13 protein-coding genes are annotated in these 16,941 nt (G+C 63.2%); 5 read left to right on the forward strand and 8 right to left on the reverse strand.

Annotation, left to right across the window (positions count from 1 at the left end):
- Position 1: 1 nt before the first annotated feature.
- Together ACFCW2_RS03805 and ACFCW2_RS03810 are read right to left on the reverse strand one after the other, a co-directional pair.
- The gene (locus tag ACFCW2_RS03805; protein WP_379548298.1) at positions 2-826 is read right to left on the reverse strand and encodes a DUF5681 domain-containing protein; all 825 of its coding nucleotides are present in this window, start codon (positions 824-826) and stop codon (positions 2-4) included.
- A complete protein-coding gene (locus ACFCW2_RS03810) occupies positions 823-2,124 on the reverse strand; it encodes a site-specific DNA-methyltransferase (protein ID WP_379548300.1) in 1,302 nt (433 codons plus the stop codon). The genes ACFCW2_RS03805 and ACFCW2_RS03810 overlap by 4 nt, the downstream gene beginning before the upstream one ends.
- 145 nt (positions 2,125-2,269) lie before the next feature.
- Between ACFCW2_RS03810 and ACFCW2_RS03815 the strand changes: the two genes are divergently transcribed.
- Positions 2,270-2,602, forward strand: a complete 333-nt coding sequence (locus ACFCW2_RS03815; RefSeq protein WP_379548302.1) for a helix-turn-helix domain-containing protein — start codon at positions 2,270-2,272, stop codon at positions 2,600-2,602.
- Complete coding sequence (locus ACFCW2_RS03820; RefSeq protein ID WP_379548304.1) at positions 2,599-3,426, forward strand: ImmA/IrrE family metallo-endopeptidase; 828 nt, start codon at positions 2,599-2,601, stop codon at positions 3,424-3,426. The genes ACFCW2_RS03815 and ACFCW2_RS03820 overlap by 4 nt, the downstream gene beginning before the upstream one ends.
- A 283-nt stretch (positions 3,427-3,709) precedes the next feature.
- Here the strand turns inward: ACFCW2_RS03820 and ACFCW2_RS03825 are convergent, their stop codons facing one another.
- The 5 genes from ACFCW2_RS03825 to ACFCW2_RS03845 form a co-directional block, all read right to left on the reverse strand.
- Positions 3,710-4,900 (reverse strand): acyl-CoA dehydrogenase family protein, encoded by a 1,191-nt coding sequence (locus ACFCW2_RS03825; protein ID WP_379548917.1) that lies wholly within the window; start codon positions 4,898-4,900, stop codon positions 3,710-3,712.
- A gap of 117 nt (positions 4,901-5,017) precedes the next feature.
- The gene (locus tag ACFCW2_RS03830; RefSeq protein ID WP_379548306.1) at positions 5,018-6,010 is read right to left on the reverse strand and encodes a DUF2891 domain-containing protein; all 993 of its coding nucleotides are present in this window, start codon (positions 6,008-6,010) and stop codon (positions 5,018-5,020) included.
- Positions 6,010-6,960 (reverse strand): DUF979 domain-containing protein, encoded by a 951-nt coding sequence (locus ACFCW2_RS03835; protein ID WP_379548307.1) that lies wholly within the window; start codon positions 6,958-6,960, stop codon positions 6,010-6,012. Before ACFCW2_RS03835 ends, ACFCW2_RS03830 begins: the two co-directional genes overlap by 1 nt.
- Positions 6,957-7,634 carry a DUF969 domain-containing protein gene (locus ACFCW2_RS03840; RefSeq protein WP_379548308.1) on the reverse strand — a complete coding sequence of 226 codons (678 nt, stop codon included), beginning with the start codon at positions 7,632-7,634 and terminating at the stop codon, positions 6,957-6,959. The genes ACFCW2_RS03835 and ACFCW2_RS03840 overlap by 4 nt, the downstream gene beginning before the upstream one ends.
- Complete coding sequence (locus ACFCW2_RS03845; RefSeq protein ID WP_379548309.1) at positions 7,631-11,230, reverse strand: hydantoinase B/oxoprolinase family protein; 3,600 nt, start codon at positions 11,228-11,230, stop codon at positions 7,631-7,633. Before ACFCW2_RS03845 ends, ACFCW2_RS03840 begins: the two co-directional genes overlap by 4 nt.
- Positions 11,231-11,375: 145 nt before the next feature.
- Here ACFCW2_RS03845 and ACFCW2_RS03850 point away from each other — a divergent pair, with 145 nt between their 5' ends.
- Positions 11,376-12,143, forward strand: coding sequence for an N-acetylmuramidase domain-containing protein (locus ACFCW2_RS03850; RefSeq protein ID WP_379548310.1), 768 nt, complete (start codon positions 11,376-11,378; stop codon positions 12,141-12,143).
- 9 nt (positions 12,144-12,152) lie between these two features.
- Here the strand turns inward: ACFCW2_RS03850 and ACFCW2_RS03855 are convergent, their stop codons facing one another.
- A complete protein-coding gene (locus ACFCW2_RS03855; RefSeq protein WP_379548311.1) occupies positions 12,153-13,052 on the reverse strand; it encodes an SDR family oxidoreductase in 900 nt (299 codons plus the stop codon).
- 91 nt (positions 13,053-13,143) lie between these two features.
- Between ACFCW2_RS03855 and putA the strand changes: the two genes are divergently transcribed.
- Positions 13,144-16,281, forward strand: a complete 3,138-nt coding sequence (putA, locus tag ACFCW2_RS03860) for a bifunctional proline dehydrogenase/L-glutamate gamma-semialdehyde dehydrogenase PutA (RefSeq protein ID WP_379548312.1) — start codon at positions 13,144-13,146, stop codon at positions 16,279-16,281.
- Between the two features lie 83 nt (positions 16,282-16,364).
- A complete protein-coding gene (locus tag ACFCW2_RS03865; protein WP_379548313.1) occupies positions 16,365-16,889 on the forward strand; it encodes a hypothetical protein in 525 nt (174 codons plus the stop codon).
- Positions 16,890-16,941: the final 52 nt, after the last annotated feature.

Here is a 16,941-nt window from a genome sequence, read left to right on the forward strand (position 1 = left end):
TTTACTCACCAACATACTGATCCCGGAGTTCTCGATCAGCCCGAAGTTCATCGAGCGCCTTGCCTGATCGTGAGGCTCCCTCACGGTAAGACCGGTTCTCGAGCTTCGCTTTGTATCGCGAAGGCATGATGTCGTTGATAATATCAAACATGCGTTGCTCCCAATGCCATTCGTCCAAGTAAAATGCCCTGAGCTTTTCACTGCGAGACCGTTTGTATTTTTGCGCGAAGTACGTGACCTCGTCTTGCGCCTCATCTCGGCGCTGGAGAACCTCATCGAGGCGGTCGCGCTGTTCCTTTGTTTGCGGGCCTTCGAACCGGACGCCGCCATTGGATGGATCAAGGATGATGTCATCGGGGTGCGGGATCGGCTGCGGTGGCTCCTTGCCGGCCTTCTCACATTGCATGATTTCTTGCGACCATTCGTGCTTGTACTCGATGGCAGAGCCAAACAGCTCCATGCGAGCTTGGTGATCGTCGCCTTCAATGCGTGTGACAAGCTCCGCCATTGTCTTCTGCGCAAAGCGGTTCCCCTTCATGGCCGACACACCCATCGAACGGAACACTGCCTGTATGGCAGGAAGCTCGATAGTGCGTTCACCCTCTCGGACGGTGACCGGCCTATACGCTTCTTCCCGAAGAAACTGTTCGGCTGCTTTCAGCCCGTATCCAGTCTCGATCTTAGGCTTGTTGGTTGCTCCCTTAGGGCGGCCTGACGGATTGCCTGACCGGCCTTTCTGGAACCGATGCTGAGCAGGAGGGCGTTTATAGCCGACCTCGTAGGTTGCAGGCAGGGCGTCTTTCACAGGCTTGTCTGCAGCGCTCACTCCGCAGCCTCCATTTCCAACCCGAGGCGCTCATCAGCGACGTCCTCGAACAGGGCTCCGGTGCCGCCGAGACTGGCTTTCTTACCGGTGTAAGCCTCCCAGCGTCGGATAATCGTGTCGCAGTAGATCGGATCGTACTCGATAAGACGCGAGGAGCGACCGGTCTTCTCCGCTGCGATGAGCGTGCTGCCCGAGCTACCGAACCCGTCGAGTACGATCTCGCCGCGGCGCGAACAGTCCATTATGGCATCGGCGATCAGCGCCACAGGTTTGACCGTGGGATGCATCGCCAGTTCTTCAGAACGATTGGTGCCGATCGAACTGATGCCGGCGTAATCCCATACGTTTGTCCGGTACCGACCTGTGTCGCCAAGTCCGAAGGTGTTGGTATGCGGCGCGGTGCCCTGCTTGAATACGAACACAAGCTCATGCTTCGAGCGGTAGAAGGCGCCCATGCCGCCATTGGTCTTGTTCCAGACGACCAAATTCTTGAGCTCGGTGAAGCTGGCAGAGCCTGCGGCGAGCATTTCTCCCATATGGCGCCAGTCCATGCAAACATACGCGATGGCTCCATCGCGCATGACCCGCGAGGTGTTGCTGAGGGTCTGGGTCAGGAACTGCTCGAACTGGCTTTCGCTCATCTCACCCGAAGCAAAGGCGAACTCGCGGTGCTTGACCGAGCCAAGCCCGCAGACGTTTCCGTCGATCGCCACATTATACGGCGGATCAGTGAACACGAGATCGGCTGTCTCGCCGCACATCAAACGATCCATTGCTGCCGTGTCACGCGTATCGCCGCACAGAAGGCGGTGGCGACCAAGCTGCCACAAATCACCCGCTCTCGTGACTGGTTCCCCGGCAGGCTCTGGAACAGCATCCTCGGCAGTGGCCGGACCATCAGGATCCGCTTCTGCGGCCTCAGCAAGCGTGAAGTCTACCTCGGCCAAGCTGAACCCGGTCAGCTCAATGTCGAAATCCACATCGATCAGAGCTTGCAGCTCGATCGCGAGGATGTCCCGGTCCCAGCCAGCATTCTGTGCCAGCTTGTTGTCGGCTAGAACATAGGCGCGGCGCTCGGCTTCCGAGAGGTGGGATAGAGCGAGCGCGGGGACCGTCCGGCGTCCCAGCAGCTTTGCTGCCTCGACCCGCCCATGCCCGGCGATGATCTCGCCTTTGTCCGACACCAGCACAGGATTGGTAAACCCGAACCGCTCGATCGACGCAGCGATCTGCTTGACCTGCTTCTTGGAATGCGTGCGCGCATTGCCAGCGTAAGGCTTGAGCAGCGCCACTGCCATTTCTGTGATTTTTTGCGAACCGCCTGTCATCCCGAATCATCCCTGTTGCCGATTTCGTACTACTGCATTGAACGCTGGTAATTGTCAAGCCGGCGTGTATGAAGGCGGTCCACTCAGTTGAACAACACGGATGGAAAGGCCCCTCATGAGCTTCGCGCGCCGGCTTCACGAACTGCGGGTCGCCAATCGGCTTTCGCTCCAAGCAACGGCCGACAAGGTCGGCATCTCCAAGGCGCATGTTTGGAACCTCGAGAAGGGCGTCTCGGACAATCCTTCCATGGAACTGGTCTTGAAGTTCGCTGACCTTTTCCGGGTGAGCGTCGCCGATCTCGTAGGCGAAAACCCCTACGCTCCCGACGCAGAACCGGGAATGGTTGCAATGTTCCGCGATCTGAAGGGCCTTGAGGACCGTGACCGCGAGACCATCCGCGTCCTCATGGAGCAGATGAAACGAAACCAGGGCGACACGCCCAAGTGAATATCGACCGGATGGACCTCGACGGAGTGGGTTCTCCCACTGGCCTAGCCGCCCGCATACATGAGCTCTTGCCAGACCTGCCGCTACCTGTGCCTTTGGAAGAGCTCTGCAAGCGTCTCGACATCACCTCGATCTCGGAACTGGGCACTGAAGCGTTCGAAGCGGCGCTCATTACCGATGAACACAAATCTCAAGGCGCCATTCTTCATGCCCGCGGCCGCCATGCCGCTCGAACTCGCTTCTCAATTGCTCATGAGCTCGGCCATTTCTTGATCCCTAGCCACCGGCCAATGCCAAGCGAGCTTGCTGGCTGCAGCGATGAGCACCTGCGTCAGGCGGACTCGAAGACCAAGAACAAACGCCGGAGGATAGAAGCGGAAGCCAACAGATTTGCGGCCCACCTTTTGATGCCGCCCAAACGGGTTCGTTTGGAAATCTTAAAATCAAACGACGATCTTCAAGCCATCGTCGCAATGGCTTCACGCTTCGGCGTCAGCAAGGAAGCGATGGCACGGTGCTGGGTCGAGCAGCATTCCGAGCCAGTTGCTATCGTCATGACGCGGCATTCCAACATCGCCCGATATTATCGCTCGAGTGGTTTCCCATGGCTGGCGCGAAGGTTTGGCGAGCCTGTCCCAGACGACTCGATTGCAGCTGACGCTATGGATGGTCCGGGGCGGTATTCCGAGATTGAAGAAATCGAGCCGGATGTCTGGATGGATGAGAACGACACCGGCCCCATCGCCTCACTGACCGAGCAGGTCCTTTCGCAGCGCGGAGGGTATTCGATGGTCCTGCTCATTGCAGAGCTCGACGAGGAATAACTCGGACGTATCGCTGTTCAGCGGTCTGCACATCCCTGATACCCGAAGTTTTCTTCCCTGATCGTGCTGGAAAAATTCCCTGTTCTGGGCGCAGGGAAATCACGTCGGAAAACGGCGGATTTCTGCGGTAAGCAGACCCAAGGCGAGTGGCTCTAGGGCCGCGAAAATCCATCTTTCCCTGTAAATTCCCTGTTATACAGGGAAAACAGCGAGAGACTGATCCGCTACAGGCTGCGTCGCGCACCAAACAGTCTGGCTCAGGGGCCGCTTAGCCCTCCGCCCCTCACCCTTCCTGCGCGGCGCGCCAATCGCGTTTGATTTTCTTGGCGAGACTCCATTTGTGGACCTCGGTGGGGCCGTCGTAAATCCGGAAGGCGCGGATTTCGCGGAAGACCTGCTCCACGATCGTATCGCCGGTCACGCCTGTTCCGCCCATCACCTGCACGCAGCGGTCGGCGATCTGGAACAGGGTTTCGGCCACATGCGTCTTGGCCATCGAGCTTTCGGCTGTGCCCAGTTCCCCGCTATCGAGCACGCCTGCGCACCAGTCGATCATCAGCTCGCAAGATTTCAAATCGATCAGATTTTGCGCCAGCATGAAACCGACACCTTCGTGATCGACCAGCGGCTTGCCAAAGGCGTGACGGCGGCAGGCGTAATCGGCAGCGATCTCGTGCGCGCGGGTGGTCGAGCCAAGCCAGCGCATGCAATGGGTCAGGCGGGCCGGGGCGAGACGGATTTGCGCATATTTGAACCCCTCGCCCGCATCGCCCAGCATCTGGTCGGCAGGCACGCGCAGATTGTCGATGGTAATCACCGCATGTCCGCCGGGCATGGAGCTGTCGATAGTGTCGAGCACGCGGTCAATGCGGATCGCCGGGTCGGGCAGATCGACGAGGAACATGCACGCGCCGCCTTCCGATCCGGCCTGCTCCGATTTGGCCATTACGATCCCGACCTTCGCGCCCTCCGCGCCGGTGATGAACGCCTTGCGCCCGTTCACCACCCAGTGATTGCCGTCCATCTTGCAGGTGGTCTGCATCATGGACGGGTCCGAGCCTGCCCCGCCTTCGCTGGCCGGTTCGGTCATGAAGAATGCGGAGCGTGCGCGGCCCTCCACCAGCGGTTTTAGAAAACGCTCCTTCATCTCCGGGCTGCCCACCTTGCCGAGCAGATACATATTGCCCTCGTCCGGCGCGGCGGTGTTGCAGGCCACCGGACCCAGCGGGGAAAGCCCCGTCTTGCGCAGGACGAGCGCGACCTCGGCATGGTCCAGATGGCCGCCATCCTCCAGAATGTGCGGGGTGAGCAGTCCGGCCTCGCGGGCCAGCCCCTTAAGCTCGTCAGCAAGCGCATCGCTCGGCCCGTGCGCGCCCAGACGCGGGTCCTGTTCATAGGGCGCTACGGTCTCACGGACGAAGGTTTCCACCTTCTCGGCAATGGCGAGAGCGCGGTCTGAATAGGGCTGGGTCATGAAAGGCTTGTCCGTCATCAAGGGATTGGTGGGCGGCGTCGCTATAACGTGATGACTGGCGGCAAAGATACAGCGCAGGCCCCTCAGCGGCGCTGGCTTATCAAAATGCGCAGTGGTTTAGGGGTGCCGTGACGGGAGCAGCGCGAGCAAGGCAAAGGATGCGAGCCAATGCTCCCCCATATAGTCGCCCGCGACATGCGGCAAAGCCGCTTGCAGATGCCGGTCTGCATGATCGCGCAGGTCCTCGGCGCGTTGGTGCGGGCCAAGCGCGTCGGCAATGGTGCGGAGGCACCACGCCCGGCTGAGATTGAGGCCATCGAGATGCGCGACCTTGCCATCGCTGCGGTCCGATACGGTGGCGGGCGTGAAAATTTCCGCGATCCTGTCAGCAGGCAGAAACGCATCGAACCATTCGGCAAAGCGCTCCGCCTCCATCACGCGGCTCATCAGAAGTGCCACGATAAGGGATGGCGAGAGAAACTCGTCACCCCCCGGCTCCCAGCCGCGATAGTCTGTCCGCTCGGCAAAGGCCTGCAGGCTCCAGCGGTCGATGGCGGCGAGCAATTCCGGGTCGCGTGCCTCTGCCCATTCGCGCGCAAGCACCAGCGCAAAGGCCGTGTTGTAATGCGTGCCGACCGTGATGGGATAGGTCAGAATGGCGAGATAATCGCGCATGGCCGCAGCGAAGTGGCGGGCAAGCGGCTCCATGCGCGCAGCCCAGGGTTCGCCGTGACGCGCGGCTTCGTGATGCAGGTAGAGCAGCCATCCCCAGCCGTAAGGCCGCTCGAACCCGCGCGAGGCAGGCCTCTGGGCATAAGCCAGTTCGGTGGCCAGATTGTCCGCTGTGAAGGTCTGTTCGGCCAAAGCCGCGATCTGCGCCGCTTCTGCCATGTCAGGAAAGCGCCGCCTCAGCGTCAGCAGTGTCCACCAGCCATGCACGCAGGAATGCCAGTCATAACTGCCAAAGAAACACGGATGCAGCGTGCGCGGGGACAGGACATCGCCATCGCCCTCCATCACGTGATCGAGCTTGTGCGGGTATTCGCGCCCCACATGGCCGAGCGCTATGCGGGCGAATCTGGCGGCAAGGGGCTGGTCCAGCGTGGTCATCAGAAAGCGAGAAAATAGATCAGCAGGACATTGCAGACAAACACCGGAATGGCGGTCCACACCTGCATGCGGATGACCCCATACTGGCTTTTCAGCTCCAGCAGCGCGGCGGGCACGATGTTGAAATTGGCCGCCATCGGGGTCAGCAAAGTGCCGCAGAAACCCGCCAGCATCCCGATAGCCCCGATGATCGCCGGATCGCCGCCAAAGCCGATGACGAGGATCGGAATGCCAATTGCTGCGGCCATCACCGGGAAAGCCGCGAAGGCGTTGCCCATAATGATCGTGAACAGCGCCATGCCGATGCAATAGACGCCGACCGAGAGGAACAGGCTGCCTTCCGGTATGGTCGCCCCGGCAATTCCGCCGATAATGTCGCCCACGCCGGCGAGCGCGAATACACCGCCCAGCGCCGCCAGCATTTGCGGCAGGATCGCGGCCCAGCCGATGGAGTCCATCAACCGCCGCCCTTCCTCGACCGGAGCCAGCAAAGGCGGCCTGAGCCATGCGTAGCACACCGCCAGCGACACCATCACGCCAACACCCAGCAAGATCAGCGTCTCGCGCCGTTCCTCGAACAGGCCCGTCTCCCCAAGCGGGGTGTAGTTGTAGAGCAGCGTGCCCGCGACGGCCGTGACCGGGATGATGATGGCGGGCAGGAAAAGCTTGTTTCCCAGCTTCTCCGAAAGGGCCTGACGCTCGGCCAGGCCGGTCGTCGGCGGATCGCCCCTGCCCAGTCCGCCAAATCCGGCAATGCCGACCAGTGCCAGCACCAGCACGCCATTGGCGAGATCGGAGAAATGCGTCCCGAAGAAAAAGCTCACCGCCAGCAAGCCCCAGAAGGCGGCATTGCCCCACCGCTTGCCATTGGTCCGGTCGAGCGCGCTCAGGATCGACCATGCGGCGAAGAAGAAGCCCGTCAGGATGTAGAGCCATTCGAGGGTGATCATGCGCGGCCTCCGTTCCGGCCAAGCCGCCGGTCGAAATTCAGTACGCGCCCGCCGTGAATGATAAAGGCGCAGATCGCTGTGGGGATCGCCCACACGGAAAGTTGCAGCGGCGTGAGCGGATAGCCGTAGCTTTCGAACACGCCCTGGATCAGCAGGATCGAGGCGATAGCGAAGAAGATGTCTTCGCCGAAAAACAGCCCGACATTATCCGTCGCAGCGGCCATGCCCAGCACTTGTTCGCGGTCATCCTCGGCGAGCTCACCATGCGATTTTTCCGCCGCTGCCTCTGCCATGGGCGCGATCAGCGGGCGCACGGTTTGCGGGTGGCCGCCAATGTCCTTCATCCCGATAGCCGCCGTAATCTGGCGAAAGCCGAGATAGAGCAGCAGCAACCGCCCCATCGTCGCGCCGCGCACGCTTTCGATCAGGGTCCGCGCGCGCTGTTGCAGGCCATACCGCTCCAGTAGGCCAATGACCGGAAGGATGATCCACGTGACCGAGATATAGCGGTTGTCGTTGAACGCCTTGCCCAGCGCCTCGATCACCGGGACCAGTTCCAGCCCGCCGAGCAGCCCGGTGACCACCGCCGCGACGGCCACCACCAGCAGCGGATTGAACCGCAGCGCAAATCCGATCACGACCAGCGCGATCCCCACAAGCGGCCAGTAACTCATCGTGTCTTCTCCCCAAAGCCGCCGCCGCCCGGCGTGCGGATGACGAACCGGTCACCTGCGCCCATATCTGCAGCGCCTGTCGCGCCCAGCGTCTCCCGCGTTCCGTCGGTCCGCTCGACCCAGTTTTCTCCCGGTGCCGCCTCCCCGCCGCCGGCGAGGCCGCTTGGCGGAATTGCGCGGCGATTGGCCAGCATGTTTGCGCGCATTGGTTCAAGGAACGTCACTTCGCGCTCCACCCCGTCGCCGCCATTGTGCACGCCCGCCCCGCCGGAGCCAGCGCGGATGGCGAACCGGTCGAGCCGGATGGGGAAGCGCGTTTCGAGGATTTCAGGATCGGTCAGGCGGCTGTTGGTCATGTGCGTTTGCACTGCGCTCGTGCCGTGATGGTCCGGCCCCGCACCAGACCCGCCCGCGATGGTCTCGTAATATTGGTACCGCTCGTTTCCGAAGGTGAAATTGTTCATCGTGCCCTGACTGGGCGCGAGGCGTCCGGTCGCGGCGAACAGCGCATCGGTGATGACCTGGCTGGTCTCGACATTGCCCGCCACCACCGCTGCACCCGGTGCCGGATCGAGGATCGATCTGGGTGTTATCACCAGCTCGACCGGTCGCAGGCACCCGTCATTCATCGGGATGGGATCGTCGATAAGCGTGCGCAGGACATACAGCGCGGCGGCCCGGGTAATCGAGCGCGGGGCGTTGAAATTGTCGCCTGTCTGCGCGCTGGTGCCAGTGAAATCGAACACGGCAGAGCGGCTGTCCCGGTCGATCCGCACAACCACGCTCACCTCAGCGCCATTGTCCATCGGATAGGTGAACGCGCCATCTTCCAGCCCGCCGATCAGCCGCCGCACGGCTTCCTCCGCATTGGCGAGGACATGGCGCATATAGGCGGCCAGCAAATCGCTGCCGTGTTCCGCTGCTGCACCGCCAAGCAATTCCGCCCCACGTGTGCAGGCGGCCAACTGCGCGCGCAGGTCCGACAGGTTCCGGTCTGGCTGGCGAGAGGGCGTCGCGTTGTCCGCCAGGGCCGCGCGAACTTCGGCTTCGCAGAAGCGCCCCTCATCCGCCATAAGCAGATTGTCGATCAACACGCCTTCTTCGGCGATGGTTTTACTGTCGGGCGGCATGGAGCCGGGCGCAATCCCACCGATATCCGCGTGATGGCCGCGCGCCGCGACGAAGGCGTCAGGCGTGTCGGAAGCGTCCGAGTAGAACACCGGCACAATCACCGTAATGTCGGGCAAATGCGTCCCGCCGCGATAGGGATCGTTCAACACATAGGCATCGCCGCGAAGGATACCGCGCCCGTCGGCTGGCGCGCCTTTTTCACCCGAAGCCCGAGCCTCCAGCACCCGCCGGATCGAGTCCGCCATACTGCCCAGATGCACTGGAATATGCGGCGCATTGGCGATCAGTGCGCCACCTGCATCGAACAGCGCGCAGGAGAAATCGAGCCGTTCCTTGATGTTCACAGAGGTGGCGGTGGATTGCAGCACCACGCCCATTTCCTCGGCAATCGCCATGAACAGATTGTTGAAAATCTCCAGCCGCACTGGGTCGACATCGGTCCCCTCCGCCCGCCGTGTGGGCCGCGCTGTGTGGCGAGTGAGCTCTAGCGTCGCCTCGCCGGCAAGCTGCGCCTGCCAGCCTTTCTCCACCACTGTGGTGGAGCCGGGATCGATGATCAGCGCCGGGCCGGTGATGGCATGACCGGGTGTCATATCTGCCCGCTCGACAGTCGGCCAAGAGCCGCTGGCGACCCCGCCCGTGCGCGACGCTTGCGGGACCAGATCGCCCAGCCCGCCGATCTGGCCTGTCGCCTCCACGCTCAGGGCCTCGACGATGATCGGGGCGCTGTCCTCGCTATATCCGAAGCGCTGGCGGTGCTCGGTCCGGAACGCCGCATCCATCGCCTGCGGGCCGGTGCAGACGATCGTCAGGGTGGAGTCGCTGCCATCGAAACGCAGGCGCGCCTGCGGGCTCAGCGTGATCGCGCCGGCCGGAATGCCCTGTTCCAGCAGGTCGGCATTGGCGAGCGCCTCCAGCTCCGCCAGTTCACTTGCAAATCCGGCCTCCAATGGCCGCACCAGGCTGCGCTCGCGGATGGCCTTCACCGGAGCAAGGCCGATGCCATAGGCCGACAATACGCTGGCCAGCGGCGGGACCAGCACCGTGTCGATGCCCAGTTCGTCGGCGATGCGCGCGGCGTGCTGCCCGCCTGCGCCGCCGAAGCAGCACAGCGCATACCGGGTCACATCGCGGCCCCGGGCGATGCTGATCTTGCGGATCGCAGCGGCCATGGAATCCACCGCGATGGCCAGGAATCCCTCGGCGATTTCCTCTAGCGGCAATGGATCGGGGAGGCTCGCCGCAATCTCTTCCAGCCGCGCCCGCGATGCCTGCATGTCCAGCGGCCGCGCGCCGTCTGCCCCGAACACTTGCGGGAAGAACGCCGGATCGACCCGGCCCAGAAACAGGTTGCAATCGGTCACCGTCAGCGGTCCGCCCTTGCCATAGCAGGCAGGCCCCGGATCGGCCCCGGCGCTTTCCGGCCCCACGCGGAACCGCGCCCCGTCGAACCGGCAGATCGATCCGCCGCCCGCCGCAACCGTGTGGATTTGCATCGCCGGAGCTGCCACCCGCACGCCGGCCACCGTGTCCTCTCCGGTCAGCTCGAACGCGCCAGCATAGTGGCACACATCTGTGCTGGTTCCGCCCATGTCGAAGCCGATCAGGCGGGAATGGCCCAGCGGCTCGCACGCCGCGACCATGCCCACAACGCCGCCAGCGGGGCCGGAAAGAATCGCATCCTTGCCGCGAAAGGACCCGGCATCGGCCAGCCCGCCATTCGATTGCATGAAAGCGAGGGAGCCATGCTCGGGCAGATTGGCGCGCAGGCCATCGACATAGCGGCCCAAGACCGGCGAGAGATACGCGTCTACTACGGTGGTATCCCCGCGCGGCACCAGTTTGATCAGCGGCGAAACTTCATGGCTCACGCTGACTTGCGCAAAGCCCAGCTCGCGGGCGATGTCGGCCAGTCGCTGCTCGTGATCGCTATGCGTCCAGCCATGCATCAGGACGATGGCGAGCGCATCGAAGCCGTCTGCCCGCAGCGCCGACAGATCGGCCCGCGCCGCGTCCTCGTCGAGCGGGCACAGGACTTCGCCATCGGCTGCCACCCGCTCGGCAATCTCGACCACCTTCTCGGGCAGCTGTTCCGGCAAGATGATATGCCGGGCGAATATCCCGGGCCGCGCCTGCGTCCCGATCCGCAGCGCATCGGCAAAGCCGCGCGTGATGGCCAGCGCCGTGCGCTCTCCCTTGCGCTCCAGCAGAGCGTTGGTCGCCACCGTCGTCCCGATCCTGAGCTCGGCCACCGGACCCGCACCATGCCGGCCCATCAACCGGCGGACACACTCGCTCGCGGCATCGGAATAGCGCGCAGGATCTTCGGAAAGCAGCTTGTCCGTGACCAGCGTGCCTGTCGGCGTCGTGGCAACCACATCGGTGAACGTGCCACCCCGATCAATGGCGAACCGCCACGCCCCGCCTGAATGCCCGGCCCCCGAATGCTCTGCCCCTGATCCCATCGACCCACTCTATAGGCACGCGCCAATCCTACAGAAAACCATTTTCCTACACGCAGCCACGCTGCCAGACCCCGAAGCGGGTCCGGTGTGTTGGATTCGCTCGCTTGCGCAGCAAGCGGCAACCAGCATCACGGGATCATCCAGCATGTCGCCATTCTCCGGCCCCGCCACCCCCATGTCCCCCAGCGCCATCGCGCAGGCCGCGCGCACGCTGGAATGCGACGAAGCCGCCATTCACGCGGTCATCGAGATCGAGAGCAAAGGCGGCTTCGATCATGCCCGCCGCCCGCGCATCCTGTTCGAGCGACACTACTTTCACCGATTGACCGGTGGCCGATTCGACGCCGAAGCGCCCGATATCAGCCATCGCCGCTGGGGCGGCTATGGTCGGGGCAGTGCGCAATACAGCCGGCTGGAGCGCGCCGCAGAGCTGGACCGCGAGGCAGCCTTGCGCTCCGCCAGCTGGGGCGCTTTCCAGATCATGGGCGACAATTACGGCGCGTGCGGCTTTGACCAAGTCGAGGCGTTTGTGGCTGCGATGATCGAAGGCGAGGACCAGCACCTCGGAGCGTTCGTTGCCTTCCTCCAGTCACAGAAACTGGACCGCCCCCTGCGGAACCACGACTGGGCCCGGTTTGCGCGCGGCTATAATGGCCCCGCCTTCCGCAAGCACCGCTATGACGAGCGCCTCGCTGCGGCATGGCGGCGGCATTCGTGCAGGGGCCTGCTGCGCGAGGGGAGCCGGGGCGCGGCGGTGCGCCGTCTGCAGGACCAGCTGGGCATTGCCGCGGACGGCATTTTCGGCCCGCAAACCGCCGCCGCCGTGCGCAGTTTCCAGCGGGCACGGGGTCTGGCGGCCGACGGTCTTGTCGGCCCCATCACCCGCGATGCCCTGACACGTGCATCTGGATAGCCAGAAAGCCTAGACCGTGCGCTCGGCCTTGTCCTTGGCGTTGGTGCCCTTGATCATGGCGCGCATTTTCTCCCACTCCTCGTCACCCAAGGGCGAGAGAGCCTGGTAGAAATTGCCCGCATTGGCCTGGAAACCGGCCCCGTCGATGGCGATGGTCTGGCCGTTCACCCACTCAGCCCCCTGCCCCATCAGGAACACGGCGAGATTGGCCAGTTCATGCATCTCGCCATGGCGACCCATCGGATTGGTCCGGTCGGCCGAATTGTTGCCCCGTCCGCCGGGTGAGAGCCGCGCGCTCATTCCGTCGGTCGGGAAAAGGCCCGGCGCAATCGCGTTGAAGCGCAGGCCATAGCGGCCCCATTCCACCGCCAGACTTTGCGTCATGGTGTTAATCGCGCTCTTGCTCATCGCGGATGGCACGGTGAATGGTCCGCCATTCCACACCCATGTGGTGAGGATGGAGAGGAAGCTCGCGCTCTTGCCCTCTTCGATCAGGCGCTTGCCGATATCGTGCGTGACATAGAATGTGCCCTTGAACACGATATCGGAGATCGAGTTGAACCCGTTGGTGGAGACATCCTCTGTGCGGCTGACGAAGTTGCCCGCCGCATTGTTGACCACGCCGGTCAGCGCGCCGCCATCGGCCCAGATCGCATCGACCATCGTCTTGATCGCTTCCGGATCGCGGATGTCGCATCCATGGGCGACGACCTTGCCGCCATGCGCCTCCATCAGCGCATCGGCGGTTTCCTGCACCTTCCCCTGACGCCGCCCGCAAATATACACCGTTGCGCCCAGCTTGAGGAAGGCTTCCGTCATCTCGCGACCCAGCCCGGTTCCGCCGCCGGTCACCAGAATGCGCTCCCCCGCCATCAGGCCGTCGCGGAACATCAGTTTGCTCGTATCCATCAGTCTCTCCTTTGGCCGCTGAGTGGCTGGCAAGCCGCCTTGTGTCCACTATACTTGATAACAGGGGTCAGGAGGTCCAACGGCGAATCCCATGAACATCCAGTCGCGCATCACACCGCTCGATCGCACCAAGCTGCGGACCGCCTATCGCATGGAAGAGGAGGCCTGCGTCCACGAACGCATCGCGCAGGCGAGAGCGATTACGCAGCATCACGATAAGGCCAGCGCCTTTGCCGAAAAGCTGGTGACAGAGGCCCGCGCGCGCAAAGCCAGCGGGCTCGATGCGTTTCTGCACCAGTTCGGGCTGGATACCGAAGAAGGCATCGCGCTGATGTGTCTAGCAGAGGCGCTGCTGCGTGTGCCCGATCACGACACCGCCGACGCGCTGATCCGGGACAAATTGGGCGATATCGACTGGGCCGAGCATCTCGGCGAAAGCTCCTCCACCTTCGTCAATGCGGCCACCTTCTCGCTGATGCTGACCGGCGAAGTGCTGGAGCAGCCGCAGGAAGCGCAAAAGGGCATGGGCGCGACCCTCCGCCGGACCATCGGGCGCGTGGGCGAGCCGGTCATCCGCAAGGCCACGCTGCAGGCGATGAAGATCATGGGCGGGCAATTCGTTTTTGGTCGGACAATCGACGAGGCGCTGGACCGCGCCAAGCCGGAGCGTGCCAAAGGCCTCTCGCACAGTTTCGATATGCTGGGCGAAGCGGCGATGACCTACCCCCATGCCGAGCGATACCGCGAAGCCTATGAGCGCGCGATCGAGCGGATGGCCCGTGAAGGCGGTGCGGGGATCACCGCCAGCCCCGGCATCTCGGTCAAGCTGTCGGCGCTGCATCCGAAATATGATTTCCTCCACGCCGATCAGGCGAAGGCCGAACTGGTCCCGATGCTGCGCACGCTGGCCGAGCAAGCGCGCGCGGCGAATATCCATTTCACAGTGGATGCAGAGGAGGCCGAGCGGCTGGAACTCTCGCTCGACATTATCGAGGAACTGGTCAGCGATGACAGCCTGTTCCGGCTGGATGGTGGCGGACAGTGGGAAGGCTTTGGCCTGGCTGTGCAGGCCTATCAGAAGCGCGGGGCGCCTTTATGCGATTGGGTCTTGCGGCTGGCCCGGCGATACGACCGGCGGCTAATGGTCCGGCTGGTCAAGGGCGCTTATTGGGACACCGAGATCAAGCTGAGCCAGGTTGGCGGATACAGCGATTTCCCGGTCTTCACCCGCAAGGTGGCAACCGATGTCTCCTACCTCGCCTGCGCGAAAATTCTGCTCGATGGCGGCGAGGCGATCTACCCTGCCTTCGCCACGCACAACGCCTACACCATCGCTGCGATCCGAACGCTGGCGGAGGATCGGGGCAGCACGTTCGAATTCCAGCGGCTGCACGGCATGGGCGAGGAGCTGTATTCCGCGCTCGCCAAGCTGGAGGGGAACGAGCGCACGCCGGTGCGCATTTATGCGCCGGTCGGCAGCCACAAGGACCTGCTCGCCTATCTGGTGCGCCGCCTGCTGGAGAACGGAGCCAATAGCAGCTTCGTCAACCGGATGGCCGATGCGGAAATTCCGGCGAGCGAGCTGGCCGGTGACCCGGTGGCGGAACTCGCCGCGATGGAACCCAAGCGCAATCCAGCGATCCGTCTGCCCTCCGAAATCTTCCTTGGCCGCATGAACAGCGCCGGGATTGATCTGGCCGACCCGTTGGTGCGCGAGCCTCTGGTGGAGCGGCTGGATGCTCTTGGCGAGCGGCACTGGGACGCTGCGCCGACCTTCCCGTTGCCCGACGAAGGCGAGACCGCCCCGATCAACGCGCCGCAAGATTTGGGCCATGAAGTTGGGCACCGGCGCGATTCCACCGCAGAGGAAGTGCAGGCCGCCATCGACCGGGCGCTGCTGGTCCAGCCCGGCTGGGATGCGCTGGGCGGCAAGCGCCGCGCGCTGCTGCTGGAAGCCGCGGCCGATGCGTTCGAGGATCACAGTGACGAACTGCTGAGCCTGTGCCGCCGGGAAGCGGGCAAGACCCTGCCCGATGCAGTGCTGGAACTGCGCGAGGCGGTCGATTTTCTGCGCTATTATGCAGGCGAAGCGCGGCGCCTTTTTGCCGAGCCGCTGGTCCTGCCCGGCCCCACAGGGGAAGAAAACCGCATGACCATGGCCGGGCGCGGCGTCTTTGCCACGATCAGCCCGTGGAACTTCCCGCTCGCCATCTTCATCGGCCCCGCCGCTGCCGCCTTGGCCGCTGGCAACACCGTGATTGCCAAGCCCGCCGAGCAAACCCCGCTGATTGCCATGTTCGCCGCGCAATTGTGCCATCAGGCGGGCATTCCCGAAGAAGTCTTCCAGCTGCTGCCGGGCGCCGGTGATGTCGGTCAGATGATTACGTCCGACCCGCGTCTCGCCGGGGTGGCCTTCACCGGCTCCACCGTGACCGCGCAGGCGATCAACCGCTCGCTCGCCGCACGCGAGGGACCGATTGCAACCTTTATCGCCGAAACCGGCGGGCAGAATGCGATGATCGTCGATAGCAGCGCGCTGCCCGAGCAAGTTACCCGCGACGTGGTCGCCAGCGCTTTCCAGAGCGCGGGCCAGCGCTGCAGCGCCCTGCGCGTCCTGTATATTCAGGACGATGTCTATGACGAGATGCTGGGCATGATCCGCGGCGCTTTCGAGGCGCTCGAAGTGGGCGACCCGGCGGACCTCGCGACCGATGTCGGCCCGGTGATCGACCCCGATGCGAAGGCCGCGCTGGAACGCCATGTCGCGCGCCGTAAGAAAGCCGGGCGCACGGTCTGGCGGCGCAAATTGCCGCGCGGCGGTTCCAGCGGCTGCTTCGTCGCCCCGACCATCATCGAAATGGCCTCCATCCTCGATCTGAAACGCGAGAATTTCGGGCCGGTGCTGCACGTAATCCGTTTCGCGGGCGGCGAGCTCGGCAAGGTTCTGGACGACATCAACGCGACCGGTTTCGGCCTCACGCTGGGCCTGCACAGCCGGATCGAAGCCGTCGCCCGGTTCGTGGAGAGCCGCGCACGGGTCGGCAATTTCTACGTCAATCGCAACCAGATCGGCGCGGTGGTGGAAAGCCAGCCCTTTGGCGGCGAAGGATTGTCGGGCACCGGCCCGAAGGCGGGCGGCCCGCACTATGTTGCGCGCTTCGCAAATGAGCGGGTCGTCACCATCGACACGACAGCGGCGGGCGGCAACGCCTCTTTGCTGAACGGATGACGCCCATAGAACGGGCCCGAACAAAAGGCTTGCCACAAAAAATTCAGTTCAGCTTCACCTGTCCACTCGTTAAGACCTCCCGCATGACTCGCTTCGCCAAACTGTTTCTCGCCCTGTTTGCCCTCGCCTGGTCGAATGCCGCCTATGCGGATGTGAAGATGCATTTCCATTCGTTCAATGGATCGGTCTTTTTCGGACGCTACCCGCACGCTTTCGTAGTGCTGGAGGGCACGCTGGACAGCGGCAAGACGGTGGACGAAAACTACGGGTTCACGGCCAAACGCACTACTCCGGCGATCCTCACCGGCCCGGTCGAACACGATATTCTGGTCGAAGAGCGCAAATATATCGGCAAGACCAATCGCCATTTCACCGTTACGCTGACCGATGCCGAATATGCCGAGGTGAAGGCGATGATCAGCCGCTGGCGCAATGCGCCGGGCAAATATTACGATCTTGAGAAGCGCAATTGCATCCATTTCGTGGGCGAGCTGGGCAAGATTGCCGGGCTGAAAATCACCTATCCGCAGAAGATGCTCCGGCGCCCGAAAAAGTGGCTCAATTATATCGGCACGCTCAATCCGTCTCTGGGTGCAAAGCCGCTTTAATAGCAGGAAAAGAATCGCCGCCTGCTTGCTGCAACCGGGGCAATCGCGCAGG

The sequence above is a fragment of the Qipengyuania algicola genome (assembly GCF_042492175.1).
Classification (GTDB): domain Bacteria; phylum Pseudomonadota; class Alphaproteobacteria; order Sphingomonadales; family Sphingomonadaceae; genus CAJXSN01.

Coding starts and splice junctions, on each gene's coding strand:
- putA (WP_379548312.1), top strand. CDS start 13,144: ATGAACATCCAGTCGCGCATCACACCGCTCGATCGCACCAAGCTGCGG.
- ACFCW2_RS03855 (WP_379548311.1), bottom strand. CDS start 13,052: ATGGATACGAGCAAACTGATGTTCCGCGACGGCCTGATGGCGGGGGAG.
- ACFCW2_RS03845 (WP_379548309.1), bottom strand. CDS start 11,230: ATGGGATCAGGGGCAGAGCATTCGGGGGCCGGGCATTCAGGCGGGGCG.
- ACFCW2_RS03835 (WP_379548307.1), bottom strand. CDS start 6,960: ATGATCACCCTCGAATGGCTCTACATCCTGACGGGCTTCTTCTTCGCC.
- ACFCW2_RS03850 (WP_379548310.1), top strand. CDS start 11,376: ATGTCGCCATTCTCCGGCCCCGCCACCCCCATGTCCCCCAGCGCCATC.
- ACFCW2_RS03810 (WP_379548300.1), bottom strand. CDS start 2,124: ATGGCAGTGGCGCTGCTCAAGCCTTACGCTGGCAATGCGCGCACGCAT.
- ACFCW2_RS03815 (WP_379548302.1), top strand. CDS start 2,270: ATGAGCTTCGCGCGCCGGCTTCACGAACTGCGGGTCGCCAATCGGCTT.
- ACFCW2_RS03825 (WP_379548917.1), bottom strand. CDS start 4,900: ATGACCCAGCCCTATTCAGACCGCGCTCTCGCCATTGCCGAGAAGGTG.
- ACFCW2_RS03840 (WP_379548308.1), bottom strand. CDS start 7,634: ATGAGTTACTGGCCGCTTGTGGGGATCGCGCTGGTCGTGATCGGATTT.
- ACFCW2_RS03865 (WP_379548313.1), top strand. CDS start 16,365: ATGACTCGCTTCGCCAAACTGTTTCTCGCCCTGTTTGCCCTCGCCTGG.
- ACFCW2_RS03830 (WP_379548306.1), bottom strand. CDS start 6,010: ATGACCACGCTGGACCAGCCCCTTGCCGCCAGATTCGCCCGCATAGCG.